Below are 22630 nucleotides of genomic sequence, written 5' to 3'. Positions count from 1 at the left end.
GCCGCCCGCGCACGCACCCCACCACCCGAGAGGAGCCCCTGTGCCCACGTCACCCGCACACCGGTCCGGCCCCGCCCGCCCCCGGCGCCTGCTGACCGGGAACGCCCGCATCCTGGAGCTGGGCGTACCGCGGAGAGGTCCTTGCCCGGCCGGCCCCGGCCGGATCAAGGACGTCGTGACCGCCGTTGACCGCCGTCCCCGGCGTCACCTGGTCGCGCCGCGCATGAAGCCGTTGTAGATGAAGCGCTGCAGGCACAGGAAGACGACGAGTGTCGGCAGGATGACCAGGATCGCGCCCGCCGAGATGATCTCCCAGTGCGCTCCGTAGGGACCCCGGAAGCGGAACAGGGACGTCGAGATGACGCCGAGGTTCTGGGACGGCATGTAGAGGAACGGGATGTAGAAGTCGTTGTAGACGGCGATCCCCTTCACGATCACCACGGTCGCGATCGCCGGTTTCAGCAGCGGCAGGATGATCCTCAGGTAGATGGTGAACGCGTTCGCGCCGTCGAGGCGGGCCGATTCGTCCAGGGAGACCGGGATCGAGCGGACGAACTGCAGGAAGATGTAGATCGAGACGATGTCCGTGCCCAGGTAGAGGGCGATCGGCGCCCACCGGGTGTCGAAGAGGCCGAAGCTGTTGACGATCTGGAAGGTGGCCACCTGGGTGGTCACCCCGGGGACCAGCGCGGCCAGCAGGAAGAGCGCGACCACGAGTCTTCTGAAGGGGAAGGTGAACCGGTCGATCGCGTAGGCCGTCATCGAGCCGATCAGCACCGTCCCGCCGATCGAGAAGACCACGATGAAGAGGGTGTTGCCGAAGGCCCGGAGCATGCCGCCGTCCCGGAACGCGGTCACGTAGTTGCGCAGGTTCAGCAGGTCGTGGGGCGGCGTCAGCGCCCCGCTGCCGTCCGCCATCTCGGCCGGCGACTTCAGCGAGGTCAGCAGGACCACGGAGAGCGGGAGCAGCACCACGAGCGCGGCCGCGGTGAGGGAGAGGTAGACCAGCGCGCGGGTCACCCGTCGGCGTGTCATACGAGGTCCACCCTCTCGTCGGGCACCAGCCGCCGTTGCAGCCAGGTCACCGCCAGCACGATCAGCAGCAGGACGACCGCGGCCGCCGAGGCGAGTCCGGTCTTGTTGTACTGGAAGGCCAGTTTCACGGTCTGGGTCACGAAGGTCTCCGTGCCGGTCGCGCCGCCGGTCATGATGTACGGCACCTCGAAGACCGAGAGCGAGCCGGAGACCGAGAGGATCACGGTGAGGGTGACGACCGGTCGGATGCCCGGCGCGATGATGTGGCGGAACTGCTGCCAGCGGCCCGCGCCGTCCAGTTCGGCCGCCTCGTACAGCTCCCCGGGGATGGACTGGATCGCGCCCAGGAAGAGCACGAAGTTCAGGCCCAGGTAGCGCCAGACCGAGACACCGGCCAGGGAGACGTTCGCCGACACCGGGGTGCCCAGCCAGGCGTGGTGGGTGCGCACTCCGAACAGGGCGAGGACGGAGTCGAGCGTGCCGCCGTCCTGGAAGAAGTAGAGGAAGACGAAGCCGATCGCCACCCCGTTGATCAGGGACGGGAAGAACAGCACCCCCTTGAAGAAGTTCCGGAACCGGATGTCGAAGCTCAGCACGGTCGCGAAGTAGAGGGCGAGGACGATCTGGACGGCCGAGGCCGCCAGGTAGTACCCGCTGACCAGGAAGACCTCGAAGAGGTCGGGGCGGGTGAAGATCTCCGCGTAGTTGTGGGCGCCGGTGTAGTGGAGTTCGGGGCTGACGCCGTCCCAGTCGGTGAAGCTGTACGCCAGCATGTTCACGATCGGCGCGTAGGTGAAGGTGACCAGAAGGGCGAGCGGGGCGAGCAGGAAGAGCCAGGGGGTGAGGTACCGCCGGGCCCGGCGATGCGCCGGCACGGCGGGTGCCTCGGCGCGTTGCGCGGCCGGGACGTTCTTCGCCGTGGTGTACGTCATGGCGTCCCCGCGGTCTTCTCCGCCGCGGTCCACTTCCTGCCGAGGTCGCCGAGGAAGCCGTCCAGCGTGCCGCCGCGGGCCCCCCGGGCGAGATCGACGAGTTTCTGCCGGTAGTCGGGGGCGTTGATGCCGACCTCGGAGGCGGAGTCGATGAGTTTGACCCGGGCGCCGGCCGTGTCGTCCAGCTCGATCAGCTTCACTCCGGCGTCCTCGTACGGCTTGAGGACGGCGGGCAGGGCCGCGCCCTTCAGCGGGGAGATCGCGAGGTTGTCCTTGTCGTAGCCGGACTTGTCGGTGAACCAGTCGATCCAGGCGCGGGCCGCCGCCTTGTGCGCGGAGTGGATGTTGACGGCCTGGTTGTAGTCCGGGCCGACGACCGCGCAGAACTTCCCGTCGGTCTGGGCCGGGAAGGGCATGAAGCCGATGTCGCCGGGGTCCGTGCCCGCCTTCTTCGCGGCGTCCTGGAACTGGACGATCGCCCAGGTGCCGAGCCACTGGGTGGCGATCCTCCCCTTGGCCAGCTGGGCCTTGGAGGCTTCCCAGTTGGTGGTGGTCGGGTCGTTCTCGGCGAGACCGTCGTGGACCACGTCGTACAGCAGTGTGTCCCCCACCCGCAGATCGGCGCCCGCCGCCCACGGATCCCCCTCGGCCAGCTTCGTGGTGGCCTGCGGATCGCAGTGCACCGAGCCGTTGACGAACGTCCACGACGTCAGCGGCCACTGGGCGGCGTAGTTGGTGTAGTAGGGGGTCGCGCCGGTCTTCGCCTTGATCGCCTTGAGGTCGGCGACGAACTCGGCCGGGGTGGTGGGCCACCGGGTCACCCCGGCCTGCTTCCAGACCCGCTTGTTGTAGACGAAGCCCGGCATCACGCCGATCGGGCTCTGCCCGTAGACCTTGCCGTCGACCGCGGTGAAGCCGGTGAAACGGTACTTCTTGGAGAGCTCGGCCCGGGTGCCGAGGGAGGCGAAGAACTTCGGGTAGTCGCTCTTCTTGATGACCCCGGGGATCATCAGGACGTCACCGTAGTTCTCCGTGTTCATCCGGATCTTGACTTCGGTCTCGTAGTTGGTGAGTGCCTGGAACTCGACCTTCACCTTCGGATAGACCTTGTTGAACGCGGCCGCGTACCTCTTCATCGTGCCGTCCTGCACCAGGTCGGTCCGCTGGGTCAGCACCGTGATGGTCCCGGTCACCTTCGAGGGGTCGTCCGGCGCCTTGGCGTCCGCGGCTTTCGTCGAGCCGCCGGTACCGGTACAGCCGGCGAGGAGCAGCGCGGTTCCGGTGGCGAGGGCGGCGAGCGTACGGCGGTTCATGTGCATCAGCTCCGTTCTGGGGACGGACGAGCACGTGCGACGGTTGGCTGATTCGGCACTCTGACAGCGCTTTCCTCAACCGGTAAAGTCCCAATCCCGCCAAGGATGCGGACAGTACGCCCAGGCGCTGGAGTAGACCGGTTTAGGGAGTGCGCATGCTGGAGGTCACGCCGTTCGGCGAGGGATGGGGCCTGGAGTACGAGGGCGGCCGGCTGCCCGCCGCCGTACCGGGATGTGTGCACACCGACCTGCTCGCCGCCGGGGTGATCCCGGACCCCTTCCTCGGGCGGAACGAGACCGAGGTGGCCTGGGTCGGCCGGCGCGAGTGGACGTACACGACGGAACTCGACGCGGCCCACGGGCACGAGCGGACCGACCTCGTCTTCGACGGACTCGACACCGCCGCCGAGCTCAGCGTGGACGGCCGGCTCCTCGGCCGCACGAGGAACATGCACCGCTCGTACCGCTTCGACGTGACCGGGCTGCGCGGGCGGCTCTCGGTGCGGTTCGCCTCCGCGTACACCGAGGCGGCCGCGGTGCGCGACCGGCTGGGCGAGCGGCCCGCCGCCTACACCGAGCCGTACCAGTACATCAGGAAGATGGCCTGTTCCTTCGGCTGGGACTGGGGCCCGACGCTGGTGACGGCCGGGATCTGGCGGCCGGTACGGCTCGAACACTGGTCGACGGCCCGGCTCGGCCGTGTCCGCCCGGTGGTGACGGTCCAGGAGACCGTGGGCACCGTCGAGTTGCACGTCGACGTGGAGCGCACCCGGGTCGAGGCGGGCCTGCACGTCGAGGTGCGGGTGGGCGGGCAGACGGCGCGGGCCCCGATCGAGGGCACGAGCGGGTTGGTACGGGTCCAGGTGCCGGACGTACGGCTGTGGTGGCCGCGCGGATACGGCGAACAGCCGCTGTACGACGTCGAGTTGACCCTGCTGCACGGGACCGGGGTGCTCGACTCGTGGCACCGGCGGGTCGGCTTCCGGACCGTGGAACTGGACCGGCGGTCCGACGAGCACGGCACCGGCTTCACCTTCGTGGTCAACGGGGAGCGGCTGTTCGCGCGGGGCGTCAACTGGATCCCGGACGACGTCTTCCCGTCCCGGGTGACGAGGGAACGGTACCGGCAGCGGCTGGAGCGGGCCGCCGACGCCGGGGTGGACCTGGTGCGGGTCTGGGGCGGCGGGATCTACGAGAGCGAGGACTTCTACGACGCCTGTGACGAACTGGGGCTGCTGGTCTGGCAGGACTTCCCGTTCGCGTGCGCGGCCTACCCGGAGGAGCAGCCGCTGCGCGGCGAGGTGGCGGCGGAGGCCCGGGAGAACGTCGTACGGCTGATGCCGCATCCCTCGCTGGTGCTGTGGAACGGCAACAACGAGAACCTGTGGGGTTTCCGGGACTGGGGGTGGGAGGAGCGGCTGGCCGGGGAGTCCTGGGGCGAGGGGTACTACCTGGGGCTGCTGCCCCGGGTGGTGGCGGAGCTGGACCCGACGCGGCCGTACACGGCGGGCAGTCCGTGGTCCGGTTCGTGGGAGCGGCACCCGAACGATCCGGCGCACGGTACCCACCACTCCTGGGAGGTGTGGAACCGGACGGACTACGCCGAGTACCGCGCACACGTGCCGCGTTTCGTCGCGGAGTTCGGCTGGCAGGCGCCGCCCGCGTACGCCACCCTGCGGCGGGCGCTGCCGGGTGAGGCGCTCGCGGCGGACTCCCCCGGCATGCTGCACCACCAGAAGGCCGACGACGGGAACGGGAAGCTGCGGCGCGGCCTGGAGCGCCACTTCGCCTTTCCCGAGGGGGACTTCGACCGCTGGCACTACCTGGCGCAGCTCAACCAGGCGCGGGCCGTGGCCGCCGGGATCGAGCACTGGCGCGCGCACTGGCCGGTGTGCGCGGGCACGGTCGTCTGGCAGCTCAACGACTGCTGGCCGGTGACCTCCTGGGCCGCGATCGACGGGGACGGGCGGGAGAAGCCGCTCTGGCACGAGGTGCGGCGGCTGTACGCGGACCGGCTGCTGAGCCTCCAAGTGCGCCAGGAGGGGCTGGTGTTGGCCGCCGTCAACCAGGGAGCGAAGGCGTGGAGCGGCCGAGTGGCACTGCGCCGGATGACCGTCGGCGGGGCGGTGGTCGGGGGTGCGGAGACGGCGCTGGAGGCCGGGGCGCGGGCGGTCGCGGTGGTCGGCGTACCGGAGGAACTGCGGCCGCAGGGGCCGAAGGAGTTCCTGGTCGCCGACTGCGGAGGGCTGCGGGCCCTGTACTTCCCGGCCCCGGACCGCGAGATCCCGTACCTGGAGCCGGAGTTCGAGGTGACCGTGGCGCCGGGGACGGTCACGGTCACGGCCCGCACCCTGGTACGGGACCTCCTTCTCCAGGCCGACCGGCTGGATGCGGGCGCGCGGGCCGACCGGGGGCTGGTCACGCTGCTTCCCGGGGAACGGGTCACGATCGGGGTGACCGGCTGGAAGACTCCGGACGTGGCCGCCGCCCGGGCCGCCCTGTACTGCGTGGAGCCCTCCCGATGACAGCACCCCGCGTCACCATCAAGGACGTCGCCGCCCGCGCGGGGGTGTCCAAAGGTGCCGTGTCGCTCGCCTTCAACCACAAGCCGGGGCTCGCGGAGGCGACCCGGGACCGGATCTTCGCGGCGGCGCGGGAGCTGGGGTGGGCGCCGAACACCACGGCGCGCTCCCTGGCGGGGGCGCGGGTGGACGTGGTCGGCCTCGCGATCTGCCGCCCCGCCCGGATGCTCGGGCTGGAACCCTTCTACATGGAGTTCATCTCCGGCGTGGAGAGCGTGCTGACCGAGCACTCCTGCTCGCTGCTGCTGCGGCTGGTGCGGAGCGTGGAGGAGGAGGCCGGGCTGCTGGAGTCCTGGTGGAAGGGACGGCACATCGGCGGGGCGATCCTCGTCGACTTCCGGGCCGACGATCCCCGGGTGGCGGCGGTGCGGCGGCTCGGACTGCCGGTGGTGGCGGTGGGGCATCCCTCGCTGACAGGCGGCCTGACGTCCGTGTGGACGGAGGACGGAGACGCGGTCGCGGAAGCCGTGCGGTACCTCGCCGCGCTTGGGCACCGCCGGATGGCGCGCGTCGGCGGAGCCGCGGCGCTCGGCCACACCGGGATGCGGGGCAGCGCGTTCGCGGCGGCCGCCGAGGCGTTGGGGCTGGCCGGGGCGTCCCAGGTGACGACCGACTACTCGGGGGAGGCGGGGGCGCGGGCCACTCGGTCGCTGCTGTCCGCCGCGGCGGGCGACCGGCCGACGGCGATCATGTACGACAACGACATCATGGCGGTGGCGGGGCTTTCGGTGGCCGCCGAGATGGGGTTGCGGGTGCCGGAGGACGTGTCGTTGCTGGCGTGGGACGACTCGCAGTTGTGCCGGCTGACGCATCCGACGCTGTCGGCGATGAGTCATGACGTGCAGGGGTTCGGGGCGGAAGTGGCTCGGACGTTGTTCGGGGAGGCCGGGTCGCATGCGGTGGCCACTCCGGTACTGACTCCCAGAGGGTCCACCGCGCCCCCTCGATGAATCGGCGTAGGGGGGTGCGGGTCCGTTGTGGCTGGTCGCGCCCACGCGGCGGAGCCGCATGTCGGTACGGCCCCGCGCCCCTTGCGGGGCGCCGCAGCACATGTGACCTTCGCCGCTCCCCCCGCCAGGACTGGGCAGTCACGTTACTCATAAGTAGCATGGGTTCTGAGCGCGCGCTCAGCGCATCGCAGCAGTGCCATCCCGCACCCTGGAGGAGAGCCAATCGTGCCTCGTACCGTCAGGGATGTCGTCTTCGTCGACGGCGTCCGTACCCCGTTCGGCAAGGCGGGCCCGAAGGGCATCTACCACGAGACCCGCGCCGACGACCTCGTCGTGAAGGCGATCCGGGAGCTGCTGCGCCGCAACCCCGGGCTGGACACCAAGAAGATCGACGAGGTCGCCGTCGCCGCGACCACGCAGATCGGTGACCAGGGTCTGACCATCGGCCGTACCGCGGGCATTCTCGCGGGCCTGCCGACCTCCGTGCCCGGCTACTCCATCGACCGCATGTGCGCCGGCGCGCTGACCGCCGTCACCACGGTCGCCGGTTCCGTCGCCTTCGGCGCGTACGACGTCGCCATCGCCGGCGGTGTCGAGCACATGGGCCGGCACCCGATGGGTGAGGGCGTGGACCCGAACCCGCGGTTCGTCAGCGAGAAGCTGGTCGACGAGTCGGCGCTGTTCATGGGCATGACCGCCGAGAACCTGCACGACCGCTACCCGCAGATCACCAAGCTGCGCGCCGACGAGTACGCGGTGCGCTCGCAGGAGAAGGCCGCCAAGGCGTACGCCAACGGCAAGATCCAGGCAGACCTGGTGCCGATCTCGGTGCGCCGGACCAACCCGGAGGCCGGCGAGACCGGCTGGGGCCTGGTCACCGCCGACGAGCCGATGCGGCCGGGGACCACCCTGGAGAACCTGTCGGGTCTCAAGACGCCGTTCCGTGTGCACGGGCGGGTCACCGCCGGCAACGCGGCCGGTCTGAACGACGGTGCGACCGCCGCGATCATCGCCTCCGAGGACTTCGCCCGCGAGAACAACCTGCCGGTGAAGATGCGGCTCGTCTCCTACGCCTTCGCGGGTGTCGAGCCCGAGGTCATGGGCTACGGCCCGATCCCGGCCACCGAGAAGGCGCTCGCCCAGGCGGGGCTGTCCATCTCCGACATCGGTCTGTTCGAGATCAACGAGGCCTTCGCCGTGCAGGTGCTGGCCTTCCTCGACCACTACGGCATCGCGGACGACGACGAGCGCGTCAACCAGTACGGCGGCGCCATCGCCTTCGGTCACCCGCTGGCCTCCTCCGGCGTGCGTCTGATGACGCAGCTGGCCCGCCAGTTCGAGGAGCAGCCGAACGTCCGCTACGGCCTGACCACCATGTGCGTCGGCTTCGGCATGGGCGCGACGGTCATCTGGGAGAACCCGCACTTCGAGGGGGACAAGTGAGCACCACCGCCGAGCTTCTGAAGCAGGCTTCGGACCTGTTCCCCGACGAGGTCGTGACGTCGGCACACGTACGCCACTTCGACCTGCCGGCCGGCGCCGGCCGCTTCGCGCTGATCACCCTGGACAACGGCCTGGACCACACCAAGCCGACCACCTTCGGCCCGGCCTCGCTGGCGAACCTCAACACCGCGATCGACCAGGTGGAGAAGGAGGCGGCCGAGGGCACCATCGTCGGTGTCGGCATCACCGGCAAGCCGTTCATCTTCGCCGTCGGCGCGGACCTCAAGGGCGTCGAGCTCCTCAAGGAGCACGAGCACGCGCTGGCCATCGGCAAGGGCGGACACGAGGTCTTCAAGCGCCTCGCGGGCCTCGCGGTGCCGACCTTCGCGTACTACAACGGTGCCGCCATGGGCGGTGGCGTCGAGGTCGGTCTGCACTGCACGTACCGGACCGTGTCCAAGGCCATCCCGGCGTTCTCACTGCCCGAGGTCTTCCTGGGCCTGGTGCCGGGCTGGGGCGGCTGCGCGCTGCTGCCGAACCTGATCGGCGCCGACAAGGCCGTCTCGGTCATCATCGAGAACAGCCTCAACCAGAACAAGCAGCTCAAGGGGCAGCAGGTCTTCGACCTCGGCATCGCCGACGCCCTCTTCGAGGGCGCCGACTTCCTGGAGCAGTCGCTGGTCTGGACGGCCGCCGTGCTCAACGGCGACATCGAGGTCGAGCGTCCGGTGATCGACCGCGGCGAGGCCTGGGACCAGGCCGTCGCCCGCGGCCGCTTCATCGCGGACTCCAAGGTGCACGGCGCGGCCCCGGCCGCCTACCGCGCCCTGGACATCATCGCCGCCGCCAAGAACGGCGACCTCCAGCAGGGCTACGACGCCGAGGACCTGGCGCTCGCCGACCTGATCATGGGCGGTGAACTGCGCGCCGGCATCTACGCGTTCAACCTGGTGCAGAAGCGCGGCAAGCGCCCGGCGGGCGCGCCCGACAAGAACCTGGCGCGTCCGGTCACCAAGGTGGGCGTCGTGGGCGCGGGTCTCATGGCCTCGCAGCTCGCCCTGCTCTTCCTGCGCCGCCTGGAGGTGCCGGTCGTGCTGACCGACATCGACCAGGAGCGCGTCGACAAGGGTGTGGGCTACGTCCACGCCGAGATCGACAAGCTGCTCGGCAAGGGCCGTATCAGCCAGGACAAGGCCAACCGCCTCAAGGCCCTGGTCACCGGTGTGCTGGACAAGGCGGAGGGCTTCTCCGACGCGGACTTCGTCATCGAGGCCGTGTTCGAGGAGATCGGTGTCAAGCAGCAGGTGTTCGCGGAGGTCGAGGCGGTCGCCCCGGCGCACGCGATCCTCGCCACCAACACCTCCTCGCTGTCGGTGACGGAGATGGCGTCGAAGCTCAAGAACCCCGAGCGGGTCGTGGGCTTCCACTTCTTCAACCCGGTCGCGGTTCTCCCCCTCCTGGAGATCGTGCGCGGCGAGCAGACCGACGACGCGTCGCTCGCGACCGCGTTCGCCGTCGCCAAGAAGCTGAAGAAGACGGCGGTTCTGGTGAAGGACGCCCCGGCGTTCGTCGTGAACCGCATCCTCACCCGCTTCATGGGCGAGATCCAGAACGTCATCGACGAGGGCACCCCGGTCGAGGTCGCGGAGAAGGCGGTCGAGCCGCTGGGTCTGCCGATGTCGCCGCTGGTGCTGTTGGAGCTGGTCGGTCCGGCCATCGGTCTGCACGTCTCGGAGACCCTCAACCGGGCCTTCCCGGACCGCTTCACGGTCTCCCCGAACCTCGCGGCCGTCGTCAAGGCGGGCAAGCGCGGCTTCTACGTGTACGACAGCGGGAAGCCGGAGCTGGACCCGGAGGTCGCCGCGCTGCTCAAGCAGGGTGACTCGGTCCTCAGCGAGGAGCAGGTCCGCGACCGTGTCCTGGACGCCGTCGCCCAGGAGATCGGGCTCATGCTCGACGAGGGTGTCGTCGCCGAGGCCCAGGACATCGACCTCTGCCTGATCACGGGCGCCGGCTGGCCCTTCCACCTGGGCGGCATCACGCCGTACCTGGACCGCGAGGGCGTCTCGGAGCGCGTGAACGGCAAGAAGTTCCTGGCCCCGGGCGTGGCATCGGTGCCCGCGTAACGGCCACAGCGCAGTGAAGGGGCCCTCCGCACCACGCGGAGGGCCCCTTTTCGTTCTCCCGTGCGGTTCCAGAAGCCCGTGCGGTTCCAGAAGCCCGTGCACTCGCAGAAGTCAGACCGCGCGCCAGGCCGCGAGCGCCAGCCCCGGCTCGTCCTTGCGGCGGGTGAGCAGGAACTGCCCGGTGGACGGCGACAGGCTCGCCGCGGTCACCCGGCCCTCCTCGTCCGTGGTCAGGGCGACCCGGGCGTCGGCGGGGAGTTGTGGTCCCGACTCGGTCCACCAGGCGCCCGCCCCCTCGTCCTGGGTCGGATACGCGGCGAAGGCCACCCGGCCGCTCGCCGAGCGCTGGGCGAGCAGGGTGCAGTCGTACCCGTCGAGTTCGCAGCGGACCGCGGCGACCGGGCCGGGCCCGGCGGACGGCAGCAGGGTGTGCGGCTTGCCGCCCGGACGCCAGGCGCAGAGGTCCCCGGACTCGTCGGTGTAGTAGAGGGTGGTGCTTTCGGCCGAGGTGGCGAGGGCGGTGAGAGTGCCCGGCCGGACCGGGGTCTCAAGCGACTCAAGGAGCACCGGCGGTTTGCCGGCCTCCTCCTGACGCCAGTGCACGATGCCGCCGGGCACGGCCGCGTACACCTCGACGCGCCCCGACGCGCCGGTCACCGCCGCGAGCCCGTCCTCGACCAGCCGTCCCTTCAGGTCCCGCCACGGCTCCCAGCCGCCCTTCTCCTTCTGAGCGACCATGCTCACCCCGCGCCCCCGGTTGCGGACGAAGACATGGGCGCGGCCCTCCGCGTCCACGGCCACCGCCGGCACACCGGTGACGTCGCCCTTCTTGCTCGGGTGGCCGATCGACTGCCAGTCCAGGGCGGCCAGATGCGGCCGGTAGTGCGTGGAGTGGACGAGACCCGACTCACCCCGCACGGTGGGCCGCCAGGCGACCAGGTGGGCGTATCCGTTGGCCCCCTGCCCCACCGAGAAGCCGGCATGCAGCCGCTGGTCGCCGCCCATCTTCCGGGGCGCGCCCCAGGGCGCGCCGGGTCCGCGTTCGGCGCGGCACAACACGGCGTCGCCCGACGGCAGATAGACACTGAGCCGGCCGTCACGGCCGCGGAGGAGCCAGTCGCCGTTCACCGCTTCACTCTAAGCGGGGCCGTTCGCGGCAGTGGAGCGGCCCCGGGCGTGCGAGGCTTGGGGCATGGAAGACGAAGCTCCCCTGCTGGTGATCGTCGACGGCGCGAACGTCGTCGGGGCACGGCCGGACGGCTGGTGGCGGGACCGTAAGGGGGCCGCCGAGCGGCTCCGCGACCGGCTCGCCGAGCGGGGGCTGCCCGGCCGGCCGACGCCGGTGGAGCTGGTGCTCGTCGTCGAGGGCGCGGCCCGCGGGGTGGCGTCGGTGCCCGGGGTACGGGTGGAGTCGGCACCCGGCAGCGGCGACGACCGGATCGTGGAGCTGACCGCCGAGGACCCCGGCCGGCCCCGGCTCGTCGTCACCGCCGACCGTGAACTGCGGAGCCGGGTCACCGAGTTGGGCGCCGAGGTGATCGGGCCGAGCACCCTGCTGCGCTGAGCGGGGCGCTCCGCCGGAAGTACCGCGGCACGCCGACTGCGGCGCCGTCGTGGCTGGTTGCGCGGTTCCTCCCCCAGCCTTCGGCCGGGGGTACCCCCCAGCGCCCCTTACGGGGCGCTCGGCACCCTGACGTACAGCACCGCGCCGTCCACCTCGCCGGCCTGCTCGTACCCTGTCGCGAGCAGCCTGCGCAGGCTGGGGACGCGGTCGGGGCCGTACGGCTTGCCCCGGGAGTCGTCGATCACCAGGGCCGGCGCCCGGTCGGCCATTTCCGCGCGGAAGACCGGCCAGGTGCCGGCGACGGCGTACTTCTCGCCGACCTGCGGGCCGTCCCGGCCGCCGCTGAAGTTGGTGAGGAGGCCGGCGGTGAGGTAGCGGGTCGCCGGGGTGCGGTCGGCGAGCCAGTACGTCTCCGGGTGTATGCCCCACACCAGGACCCGGTCGCCGGGCTCGGTACGGCGGTCCAGGGTGAGCGCCAGCCGCTGGGCGTGCGCCAGTTCGGGCCGGGGGGCCAGGACGCCCCAGGTCAGGAACAGGGCGCAGGCGCAGGCCGAGGCGAGCACGGCGCCCGGGGTCCGCTCCCGCGGCAGGATCTGCAACGCGGCCGTGGCCAGCAGCGCGAGCGGCGGGGTGAGTTGCAGGAAGTAGTGGCCGAAGAAGTGGAAGCCGAGGGCGACGGCGGCCGCCGACGCGGCCAGCCACAGCCACAGGTCGCCGGAGCCGGTGCGGGCGATGCGCAGGGCCCGCACGATGGCCGGGAGCAGGCCGGCCGAGGCCGCGCCGAGAATCGCGGTGTTGGTCATCGCCCGCGCCAGGACATGGAGTTCGGAGCCGGTGAAGGAGGCGTAGGCGCCGGAGCCGGTGACCGTCCAGAAGGCGAAGCCGGCCGGGTCGGTGACCAGGGCCGCGCCGAGTACGGGCAGGGCGGCGCCGGCCGCCAGCCTGAGCAGGCCCGCGCGCGGGCCGCCGTGCCGGCCGAGGAGAAAGAGCACCGGCAGCAGGACCGCCCCGCCGGTCTGCTTGGTGAGGAAGGCGCAGGCGACGGCGGCCCCGGCCGCGCCCCAGCGGCGGCGGTCGGCGCACCACACCGCGGCGGCCGTGCAGGGCAGCATGAACACCTCGAAGGTGGCCGCCTGCGCGTCCTCGGGGTTGAGGCCGACCGAGACCAGCAGATACAGCGCCCCGGCGGTACGGCCCGCGCGGTCCCCCCAGCGCCGCCGGGCGATCGACGCGAGCAGCGCGGCAGTGGCCAGCTGGGCCAGGACGGCGAGGACCCGGACCGGGGTGAGCGACCCGGACCCGAAGACCGCGAACGTCCCCTCGTACAGCCACGGCAGCAGCGGCGGCTTGCGGTCCACGACCGTCTCGTACAGCTGCCCGCCGCGCGCGAGGAGGCGTGCCTGGACGGCGAGGTAGCCCTCGTCCGGGTTCCACAGCGGTCTGAGGAAGGACGGCACGCGGGTGACGCAGGCCAGGACGGCGAGCAGCGGCAGCAGCCGCGCCCAGTACCCCCTCCCTGCGCCTACGGACCGTGGTGGGGCGAGGGGCGCGAGAAGCATGGGGAGCACGCTATCCGGCCCCGCAGTCCCATCCCGGCGGGACATACGGGGCCGGAGCGGCGAGCCTGCCGGTCACGGAGCGTCGGCGGGGGCCCGCCCGGCCTGGGCGAGGCGGCTGTGCGAGCGGCCGTAGAGGAAGTAGACGACGAAGCCGATGATCATCCAGATGGCGAACCGCAGCCAGGTCTCCGCGGGCAGGTTGAGCATCAGCCACAGCGAGGCCAGGACGGACAGGATCGGCAGCGCCGGCACCCAGGGGGTGCGGAAGGACCGCTCCAGGTCCGGCCGGGTGTTGCGCAGGATGATCACACTGATCGCGACGACGACGAACGCGAAGAGCGTGCCGATGTTCACCAGTTCGGCGAGTTCGCTGAGACTGGTGAAGCCGGCGACGATCGCGATGACGACGCCCAGCAGGATGGTCGGCCGGTACGGGGTGCGGAACCTCGGGTGGGTGTGCGAGAAGAAGCGGGGCAGCAGGCCGTCCCGGCTCATCGCGAAGAACACCCGGGACTGGCCGAGCAGCAGGATCATGCAGACGGTGGTCAGGCCGACGGCCGCGCCGAAACTGATCAGGCCCGCGAACCAGGGATGCCCGGTGGCCTTGAACGCGTCGGCCAGCGGGGCGTCCACGGACAGCTCGCTGTACTTCTGCATGCCGGTCACCACGATGGCCACCGCCACGTAGAGCGCGGTGCAGATGATGAGGGAGCCGATGATGCCGCGCGGCACGTCCCGCTGCGGGTGGCGGGTCTCCTCGGCGGCGGTGGCGACGACGTCGAAGCCGATGAAGGCGAAGAAGACGACGGAGGCGGCGGTGAAGATGCCCATCACGCCGAAGTTGGAGGGCGCCCAGCCGAACATCAGCTGGATCAGCGGGGCCTTGAGGTTGCCGCCGGCCGGCACCGGTTCCTTGGCCGGGACGAAGGGGCTGTAGTTGCCGCTGTTGATGAAGAAGGCGCCCGCGATGATGACGACCAGGACGACGGCCACCTTGATGGCGACGACGACCGAGGTGACCCGGGCCGAGAGCTTCATGCCGACGACGAGGATCGCGGTGAGGACGAGGACCAGGGCGGCGGCGAGGATGTCGAAACCGAAGCCGTGGGCGCCGTCGCGGCCGCTGAGGTAGCCGGGCAGATGCCAGCCCGCGTTCTCGAGCAGCGAGTGGATGTACCCCGACCAGCCGACGGCGACCACCGCCGTGCCCAGCGCCAGCTCCAGCACCAGGTCCCAGCCGATGATCCAGGCGGGGAACTCGCCGAGGGAGGCGTACGAGAAGGTGTACGCCGAACCGGCGACCGGGACGGTGGAGGCGAACTCCGCGTAGCACAGCGCGGCGAGGCCGCAGACGACGCCGGCCACGACGAAGGAGAGCGCTACGGCGGGGCCCGCGTTGTTCTTCGCGGCCGTGCCGGTCAGGACGAAGATGCCGGTGCCGATGATGACACCCACGCCGAAGACCGTGAGGTCCAGGGCCGACAGCGACTTCTTGAGCGCGTGCTCCGGTTCCTCGGTGTCCTTGATGGACTGTTCGACGTTCTTCGTCCTGAAGAGGGTACTGCCCACGTGTCTACCTCCCACGTTTGTCGTCCTCGACATGATCGAGAGGGCCGGGGGTGCGTATGCCCCGGCAAGGGCAGGTTCACGCAGATGGGCCGGTCTCGCCACCGGAGAGGCGAGACCGGCCCATGGTCCAATACAGCCCCGCCCCCCGAAGGGGCGCTCCGGCCGGGGCGGCTTTGATCAGTCCCTCGCCGGTTCCACCGAAGTGACATCCGTCGGCTGACCGTCCAGCTTCGCCACCAGGCCCGTCACCTGGCGGGCGATGTCCGGGGCTGTCAGGCCGATCTCGGCCATGACCTCGGCCCTCGACGCGTGGTCGAGGAAGCGGGGCGGGATGCCGAAGTCTCGGAGCGGGACGTCCACTCCGGCGTCCCTCAGCGCCTGGGCGACGGCGGAGCCCACACCGCCCACGCGGATGTTGTCCTCCACCGTCACGACCACCCGGTGACGCTCGGCCAGCGGGGCCATGGCCTCGTCGACCGGCTTGACCCAGCGCGGGTCGACCACGGTGGTGGAGATGCCCTGCTTGTCGAGGAGGCCGGCGATCTCCAGGCACATGGGGGCGAGGGCGCCCACGGAGACCAGGAGCACGTCCGGGGTGTCGGTGCCGGGCTCGCGCAGGACGTCCATGCCGCCGACCTTGCCGACGGCGGCCACGGCGGGGCCGACCGCGCCCTTGGAGAAGCGGACGACCGTCGGGGCGTCGTCGACCTCGACGGCCTCGCGGAGCTGGGCGCGGACCTGGTCGGCGTCACGCGGGGCGGCGAGCCTGAGGCCGGGCACGACCTGGAGGATCGACATGTCCCACATGCCGTTGTGGGAGGCGCCGTCGGTGCCGGTGACGCCGGCCCGGTCCAGGACGAAGGTCACCCCGCACCTGTGCAGGGCCACGTCCATCAGCACCTGGTCGAAGGCGCGGTTGAGGAAGGTGGCGTACACGGCGAAGACGGGGTGCAGGCCGGCCGTGGCGAGGCCCGCCGCCGAGACGGCGCCGTGCTGCTCGGCGATGCCGACGTCGTAGATACGGTCCGGGAAGGTGTCCGCGAACTTCTTCAGGCCGACCGGCTGGAGCATGGCCGCCGTGATGGCCACGATGTCCTCGCGCTCCTTGCCGAGCTCGACCATCTCGTCACCGAACACGGAGGTCCAGTCGGCGCCAGAGACCTTGACCGGCAGGCCGGTGTCGGGGTGGATGGGGCCGATGCCGTGGAAGCGGTCGGCCTCGTCCTGGAGGGCGGGCTGGTAGCCGCGGCCCTTCTCGGTGAGGCAGTGCACGATCACCGGGCCGCCGAACCGCTTGGCCCGCGTGAGGGCCGACTCCAGGGCCTCGATGTCGTGGCCGTCGATCGGGCCGACGTACTTCAGGCCGAGGTCCTCGAACATGCCCTGCGGGGCGATGAAGTCCTTCAGCCCCTTCTTGGCGCCGTGCAGGGTGTCGTAGAGCGGCCTGCCGACGACCGGGGTGCGCTCCAGCAGGTCCTTGCCCCGGGCCAGGAACCGCTCGTACCCGTCGGTCGTACGCAGGGTCGCCAGGTGGTTGGCGAGGCCGCCGATGGTCGGGGCGTACGAGCGCTCGTTGTCGTTGACGACGATGACCAGCGGGCGGTCCTTGGCGTCGGCGATGTTGTTCAGCGCCTCCCAGGCCATGCCGCCGGTGAGGGCGCCGTCACCGATCACCGCGACGACGTGACTGTCGCGTGCCAGCAGCTGGTTGCCCTTGGCGATGCCGTCCGCCCAGCCGAGCACGGTGGAGGCGTGACTGTTCTCGATGACGTCGTGCTCGGACTCGGCCTGCGAGGGGTAGCCGGACAGGCCGCCCTTCTGTTTGAGCCTGGAGAAGTCCTGACGGCCGGTGAGCAGCTTGTGCACGTAGGACTGGTGGCCGGTGTCCCAGAGCACCTTGTCCTTCGGGGAGTCGAAGACGCGGTGCAGGGCGATGGTGAGCTCGACCACGCCCAGGTTGGGACCGAGGTGTCCGCCGGTCTTGGAGACCGCTTCCACGAGGAAGGTCCGGATCTCCTCTGCCAGCTGGACCAGCTCCTCGGGGCTGAGCCGGTCCAGATCGCGCGGTCCCCTGATACGGGTCAGCAGCGGCACCCGTGCCTCCTTGCAGTAGAGCTGATCGAGCTGTTGCCGGGCTCGTCGAGTCTAATGTTCCGCCCGGGCGGCCGACGCGCGGGCTGTACGTCATACGTCACGCGAACGGCCGTACCCAACGAAAGGGTTCCTGAGACACAGCTGTGCCCGGTGCCTTTTCAGACACCGGGCACTGTCACGTCCCTGAAAGGGGCGCGGGGCTGTGTTCATTTGCGGCTACCGCCGCGTGGGCGCGACCAGCCACAACGGACCGGCACCCGCACCACCACCGCACCCCCAACGGCGATCGGTGTCAGCCGCGCCCCGCCGCCTTCTGGCTCTTGCGGGAGACGGAGTCGATGACGACCGCACCCAGCAGAACGCCACCGGTGATCATGTACTGGATCGACGTGTTCATGTTCAGCAGGTCGAGACCGGTCTGGATGGACTGGATGACCAGCATGCCCAGGAGGGCGGACCAGACGGTACCGCGGCCGCCGAACAGCGACGTGCCGCCGATGACCGCCGCCGCGATGGCGAGCATCAGCGTGTTGCCGCCACCGGCGTTGAGCGTCGCGCTCGCCGTCTGACCGGCGAAGAACATGCCGCCGATCGCCGCGAAGCCACCGGAGATCGCGAACACGGTGATCCGGACCATCGGCACGCTGATACCGGCACGCCGGGCCGCCTCGATGCCGCCGCCGACCGCGAAGACCTTGCGGCCGTAGGTCGTACGGCGCAGCACGAAGTCGACGATCACCAGCGACGCCAGGAAGATCACCAGCGCGTTGGAGACACCGGCCGCGTTGTTCAGCACGGCGGCGGCGGCGAAGGACGCGACCGCGAGCAGCGCGACGCGGACGATGATCTCGCTGGTGGGCCGGAACGGCACGCCCGCCGCGCGGCGCCGGCGCTGCTCGTTGAACTGGCCCAGCGCCGACAGCACGACACCGAGGCCGGCCAGCAGGTAGGCGCCGATGATGGCCTGGTCCATGAAGAAGGAGCTCTGGCCGAGGACGTGCACCGGACCGCTGTCGGCCGGGATGTTGATCGTGCCGCTGTCGCCGAGCAGCCACAGCATCAGACCGTTCCAGCCGAGGAAGCCGGCCAGGGTGACCACGAACGCGGGTACGCCGATCCTGGCGAAGAACCAGCCGTGCAGGGCGCCGATGCCGACACCCGTGACGATCGTGAGGACCAGCGCCAGCCACTGGTTCATTCCGTGGTTGACCACGAAGACGGCGAACACCGTGGAGGCCAGACCGCTCACCGATCCGACGGAGAGGTCGATCTCGCCGAGCAGCAGCACGAACACCAGGCCGATGGCGAGCATGCCGGTGGCCGAGAGGAAGTAGCTGATGTTGGAGAGGTTCTCCGCGCTGAGGAACAGGCTGTTCTTCACCTGGAAGATGGTCCAGATGATGACCAGGCCGATCACCACCGGCAGCGAGCCCAGCTCGCCGCCCCGCACCCGGCGCTTGAACTCCGTGAGGTAGCCCTTCAGGCCCTCTTCACGGACCAGCAGACGCGGGTCGACGACCGCGACCGGCGCGGCCGTGGGGTCGTCGGCGGGGGCCACCGTGGTCACGGCGTCGGCCGGCTCGGTCTTGTCGAGCCGGGGCGACTCGTCGCCCTTGACGGTCTTGTTGGACGTCTCGCTCACTTTGCCGCCTCCGGGGTGCGACGCTCCGAACGACGGGTCACGGCGTTGTCCGTGGCACCCGTGATCGCCGCGATGATCTCTTCCTGGCTGGTGCTCTTCACGGGGAAGAAACCATTGTTCCTGCCCAGACGCAGCACGGCGACGGTGTCCGCGACCGCCTTCACGTCGGCCATGTTGTGGCTGATGAGAATGACGGCGAGGTTCCGCTCGCGCAGCCGCTCGACCAGGTCGAGGACCTGCGCGGTCTGCTCGACGCCGAGGGCGGCGGTGGGCTCGTCGAGGATGACGACCTTGGGGTCGCCGATCAGGGCGCGGGCGATGGCCACGACCTGACGCTGACCGCCGGAGAGGCTGGCGATCGGGATGCGCACGCTCGGGATCCGGATGGAGAGCGTGCTCAGCAGCTCGCGGGCCTGCTTCTCCATCGTCACCTCGTCGATGACGCCGCGGTGCAGCAGCTCACGGCCGAGGAAGAGGTTGCCCACCACGTCGAGGTTGTCGCAGAGGGCGAGGTCCTGGTAGACCGTCGCGACGCCGAGCCCCTGGGCGTCGTGCGGCTTGTTGATGCTGACGGAGTTGCCCTCCCACTCGATGACGCCCTCATCGATGGGGTGCACACCCGCGATCGTCTTGACCAGGGTCGACTTTCCTGCGCCGTTGTCGCCCACCAGGGCGACCACTTCTCCGGCGTGGACCTCCAGTTCGACGTCGGTGAGGGCCTGGACCGCACCGAATCGCTTGGAGACTCCGCGCAACGCCAGCACGGGCGTAGCGGACACGTGAACCATCTCCTTCGCCGCCTGACCGGCGGGGATGCCGCGCTTGGTGATCAGGCGCGGAGGGTCGTGCGGTACCTCGGGGTGCCTCGGTGTACGCACGCGGTTTACAAGATGAACATGCGCGAATCCGCCGCGCTTGGCAACGGGTCCGTCCGACGCCCGTTCCGGCAGCGGGGTATGAAGGCCGGAGCGGGCGTCGGAGGGGTTTCGCGAGACCGCCGGACGGACCGGGCCCTTGCGGAAGGGCCGGGGTGCGCCGGGCGGCCGGGGCCCGGGTGTCGTACTGCGATCACCCGGGCGCTGACGGCCGGAGCCGTGCGGCTCCGGTGCCGGACTACTGCAGGCCGGCGGCCTTGCAGGCCTTGGCGAACTCGCTGGTGCAGATGTCGGAGACGGTGTAGAGACCGTCCTTGATCACCGTGTCCTTGATGTTGGCCTTGGTGACCGACACCGGGGTCAGCAGCTGCGAGGGCACCTTGTTGCCGGAGCCGCTGGTCAGCGTGGTGGTGGCGAGCGAGGAGATGCTCTTGCCCTCCAGCAGGTCCACCGCGATCGTGGCGGCGGCGTCGGCCTCCGGCTTGAACGCCTTGTAGACGGTGGAGGACTGGGTGCCGGCGACGATGCGCTGGATGCCCGCGAGCTCCGCGTCCTGGCCCGTCAGCGGGATGCCGCTGATGCCGGCGCCCTTGAGGGTGTTGGCGATACCACCGGCCATGCCGTCGTTGGCGGAGTAGACGCCCGCGATGTTCTTGGCACCGAGCTGGGTGATGGCCGCCTTCACCTTCTGCGCGGCGACCGTGTCCTTCCACAGACCGGACTGCTCGTAGGCGATGTCGACCTTGCCGTCGAGAGCCTCGTGCGCGCCCTTCTTGAACTGGGCGGCGTTCGGGTCGGCGTCGTCACCGTTGATCATGACGATCTTGGACTTGGTGGTCGCCTTGGAGCCGAGGGCGTCGAGGAGGGCCTGGCCCTGGAGCTGGCCGACCTTGACGTTGTCGAAGGAGACGTAGGCCGAGACGTTGCCCTGGGCGAGGCGGTCGTACGCGACGACCTTGATGCCCTTGGCCACGGCGGCGTCGATGGAGGACTTGATGGCCGCAGAGTCCTGGGCGGAGATCACGATGACCTTCACGCCCTTGGTGACCATGCTGCTGACCTGCTGGGCCTGCTTGGCCGCGTCACCGGCAGCGTTCGCGTACTCGACCTTGCAGTCGGCACACAGCGAGCTGACCTGCTGCTCGAAGTACGGCTTGTCGAACTTCTCGTAGCGCGCGGTCACGCTGTCGGGGAGCAGCAGGCCGATGGTCTTGCTACCACCGGAGGAGCTGCTGCTCGACGAGTCGCTCTTCTTGTCGCCGGCCTTGCCACAGGCGGCGAGCGACAGCGCCATGGAAACCGCGGCGGTGCCGATCACGACTCTACGCATCGTTGCGTTCATTTGGGGGTGCCTCCCTGACAGGGCCGCAACGCTGCGGCCGAGGTGGCTGGAAGTCAACTCGGCCGTGACTTCGACGTCAAGAAGTAAATACTTAACGAGATGGCAACGGCGCCATTCGTTCTCTAAGTGAAGGCAGGTGCAACAGCGGGCAACGACCCATCCAAAAGGGTCGAATCGCCCATCTCGCTGAGGGCGAGAGCGAGCGCGCCGAGCACCTCCGCACGGCCGCCGAGCGCCCCCGGAAGCACCGAGAGCTGGCGGGCCGCACTGGGGATCGCATAGCGGCTCACGGACTCCCTGATGGGCCCCAGGACCAGCTCTCCGGCCTCGGCGAGATCGCCGCCGAGGACCACCCGGCTCGGGTTGAGCAGGTTGCAGAGATTGGCCACACCGCTGCCGATGTGCCGACCGATGTCAGCGATCACCCGGCGACAGCCCGGGTCGCCCTCCCGGGCCAGCCGTACGACACCTTCCATGGTCAGGTCGGTGCCGTGACTGGGCTGGAGCAGCGGCAGCACATAGCGGGCCGACGCGAAGGTCTCCAGGCAGCCGCGGTTGCCGCAGCGGCAGACCGGGCCGGACTCATCGAGTGTAATATGTCCGATTTCTCCGGCCGTACCGCCGGGACCCCGGTAGATCTTCCCGTTGATCACCAGCCCGGCGCCGACACCGCTGGCCACCTTGATGTAAGCAAGATCACGCACGCCCTTGCCGCTGCCCCAGACCAGCTCACCGAGGGCGCCGAGGTTGGCGTCGTTGTCCACGTGCACGGGGACGCCGAGGCGCAGCCGGAGCTCCTCCGCGGGTCTCGCGCCGATCCAGCCGGGCAGGATGGCGCTGGAGCCGAGGGTGCCGGACTCCACGTCGATCGGGCCGGGGACGCCGACGCCCACGCCGGCGATCTTCGTGCGGTCCACACCCGTGGCCGCGATCAGGCGGTTGACCAGTTCTTCCGCCCGGTCGAAGCCCTGGCTGGCCGAGGCGTCCACGTCGAGGGGCTCGGACTCCTCGGCCAGCACCTGGTGGGCGAGGTTCCCGATCGCGACGCGCAGGTGGGTGTGGCCGAAGTCGACCCCGATGACGATGCCGGCGTCACCGCTCAGACTCACGCTGCGGGCCCTGCGGCCGCCCGCCGACGTGGGCGTGACCTCGACGGTTCCGCCGTCCTTGAGTTCGCGCACGATGTTGGAGACCGTCGCAGCCGACAGGCCGGTCGTGCGCGCGATCTCCGCCTGCGTGAGCGATCCGGCCAGTCGTACGGCCCGTACGACACGTTCCAGGTTGGCTCGGTGCAGCGACGACTGCGACCCCGGAGTCTCCATCGACCCATCCACTCCTGCCATCGGAGGCGGCCACGGCGCCGCCCGCGTGACCCAGATCACCTCACTGAGACCGGGTCACTTACAAGTTATGAACTCCAAGCTCTGCTGAAGGGGTTACCGCCGTCAAGTCCTTGACAGAAATCGTTGGCGGTTCGGAGGTTGCCTGGGGGACATGCTTTCGACATGTCTAGGTGTACTGACCCGTGAGGTTGGGGACGCGGCTGGCGGGTGGTTGGCCTTTCAGCGCGGTGTGTCCGCGGTGGTGGTTGTAGGTGTGCAGCC

General features: G+C 70.3%; 16 protein-coding genes. 5 read left to right on the top strand and 11 right to left on the bottom strand.

All coding sequences use genetic code 11. From position 1 onward, the window contains the following. Positions 1 to 204: 204 nt before the first annotated feature. The 3 genes from AB0P24_RS40700 to AB0P24_RS40690 are packed head-to-tail and all read right to left on the bottom strand — an operon-like array spanning position 205 to position 3280. Positions 205 to 1035, bottom strand: coding sequence for a carbohydrate ABC transporter permease (locus tag AB0P24_RS40700; protein ID WP_365803207.1), 831 nt, complete (start codon positions 1033 to 1035; stop codon positions 205 to 207). Further along, positions 1032 to 1967 (bottom strand): sugar ABC transporter permease, encoded by a 936-nt coding sequence (locus tag AB0P24_RS40695; RefSeq protein ID WP_365803205.1) that lies wholly within the window; start codon positions 1965 to 1967, stop codon positions 1032 to 1034. The genes AB0P24_RS40700 and AB0P24_RS40695 overlap by 4 nt, the downstream gene beginning before the upstream one ends. After that, positions 1964 to 3280 carry an ABC transporter substrate-binding protein gene (locus AB0P24_RS40690; RefSeq protein WP_365803203.1) on the bottom strand — a complete coding sequence of 439 codons (1317 nt, stop codon included), beginning with the start codon at positions 3278 to 3280 and terminating at the stop codon, positions 1964 to 1966. The genes AB0P24_RS40695 and AB0P24_RS40690 overlap by 4 nt, the downstream gene beginning before the upstream one ends. 155 nt (positions 3281 to 3435) lie before the next feature. Between AB0P24_RS40690 and AB0P24_RS40685 the strand changes: the two genes are divergently transcribed. From AB0P24_RS40685 to AB0P24_RS40670, 4 genes are all read left to right on the top strand, one after another. Next, positions 3436 to 5805 carry a glycoside hydrolase family 2 protein gene (locus AB0P24_RS40685; protein WP_365803201.1) on the top strand — a complete coding sequence of 790 codons (2370 nt, stop codon included), beginning with the start codon at positions 3436 to 3438 and terminating at the stop codon, positions 5803 to 5805. Further along, the gene (locus AB0P24_RS40680) at positions 5802 to 6812 is read left to right on the top strand and encodes a LacI family DNA-binding transcriptional regulator (protein ID WP_365803199.1); all 1011 of its coding nucleotides are present in this window, start codon (positions 5802 to 5804) and stop codon (positions 6810 to 6812) included. The genes AB0P24_RS40685 and AB0P24_RS40680 overlap by 4 nt, the downstream gene beginning before the upstream one ends. 225 nt (positions 6813 to 7037) lie before the next feature. Beyond that, positions 7038 to 8255, top strand: coding sequence for an acetyl-CoA C-acyltransferase (locus AB0P24_RS40675; protein ID WP_365803197.1), 1218 nt, complete (start codon positions 7038 to 7040; stop codon positions 8253 to 8255). After that, positions 8252 to 10381 carry a 3-hydroxyacyl-CoA dehydrogenase NAD-binding domain-containing protein gene (locus AB0P24_RS40670; RefSeq protein ID WP_365803195.1) on the top strand — a complete coding sequence of 710 codons (2130 nt, stop codon included), beginning with the start codon at positions 8252 to 8254 and terminating at the stop codon, positions 10379 to 10381. Before AB0P24_RS40675 ends, AB0P24_RS40670 begins: the two co-directional genes overlap by 4 nt. A 111-nt stretch (positions 10382 to 10492) precedes the next feature. Here the strand turns inward: AB0P24_RS40670 and AB0P24_RS40665 are convergent, their stop codons facing one another. Further along, positions 10493 to 11509 (bottom strand): hypothetical protein, encoded by a 1017-nt coding sequence (locus AB0P24_RS40665; protein WP_365803193.1) that lies wholly within the window; start codon positions 11507 to 11509, stop codon positions 10493 to 10495. A gap of 64 nt (positions 11510 to 11573) precedes the next feature. Here AB0P24_RS40665 and AB0P24_RS40660 point away from each other — a divergent pair, with 64 nt between their 5' ends. After that, entirely contained in the window at positions 11574 to 11945 is a 372-nt protein-coding gene (locus AB0P24_RS40660; RefSeq protein ID WP_365803192.1) for an NTP pyrophosphohydrolase, read from the top strand. Positions 11946 to 12052: 107 nt separating this feature from the next. Here AB0P24_RS40660 and AB0P24_RS40655 read toward each other — a convergent pair whose 3' ends face one another. From AB0P24_RS40655 to AB0P24_RS40625, 7 genes are all read right to left on the bottom strand, one after another. Further along, complete coding sequence (locus AB0P24_RS40655; RefSeq protein WP_365803190.1) at positions 12053 to 13504, bottom strand: glycosyltransferase family 39 protein; 1452 nt, start codon at positions 13502 to 13504, stop codon at positions 12053 to 12055. A gap of 72 nt (positions 13505 to 13576) precedes the next feature. Continuing rightward, complete coding sequence (locus AB0P24_RS40650) at positions 13577 to 15073, bottom strand: amino acid permease (RefSeq protein ID WP_365803188.1); 1497 nt, start codon at positions 15071 to 15073, stop codon at positions 13577 to 13579. A gap of 177 nt (positions 15074 to 15250) precedes the next feature. Next, entirely contained in the window at positions 15251 to 17167 is a 1917-nt protein-coding gene (gene dxs, locus AB0P24_RS40645; RefSeq protein ID WP_365803186.1) for a 1-deoxy-D-xylulose-5-phosphate synthase, read from the bottom strand. Positions 17168 to 17459: 292 nt separating this feature from the next. After that, positions 17460 to 18734 carry a sugar ABC transporter permease gene (locus tag AB0P24_RS40640; RefSeq protein WP_365803250.1) on the bottom strand — a complete coding sequence of 425 codons (1275 nt, stop codon included), beginning with the start codon at positions 18732 to 18734 and terminating at the stop codon, positions 17460 to 17462. Between the two features lie 71 nt (positions 18735 to 18805). Beyond that, complete coding sequence (locus AB0P24_RS40635; protein WP_365803248.1) at positions 18806 to 19597, bottom strand: ATP-binding cassette domain-containing protein; 792 nt, start codon at positions 19595 to 19597, stop codon at positions 18806 to 18808. Between the two features lie 325 nt (positions 19598 to 19922). Beyond that, positions 19923 to 21014: a substrate-binding domain-containing protein gene (locus AB0P24_RS40630; RefSeq protein WP_365803183.1), complete on the bottom strand. Its 1092-nt coding sequence runs from the start codon at positions 21012 to 21014 to the stop codon at positions 19923 to 19925. A 134-nt stretch (positions 21015 to 21148) separates the two neighbouring features. Beyond that, on the bottom strand, positions 21149 to 22348 hold the full coding sequence (locus AB0P24_RS40625; protein ID WP_365803182.1) for an ROK family transcriptional regulator: 1200 nt from the start codon (positions 22346 to 22348) through the stop codon (positions 21149 to 21151). Between the last annotated feature and the right edge of the window lie 282 nt (positions 22349 to 22630).

Source organism: Streptomyces sp. NPDC086519, from assembly GCF_040686075.1.
In the GTDB taxonomy this organism is placed as follows: Bacteria; Actinomycetota; Actinomycetes; order Streptomycetales; family Streptomycetaceae; genus Streptomyces; species Streptomyces shenzhenensis.
This window is presented reverse-complemented; position numbering and strand designations above follow the sequence as displayed.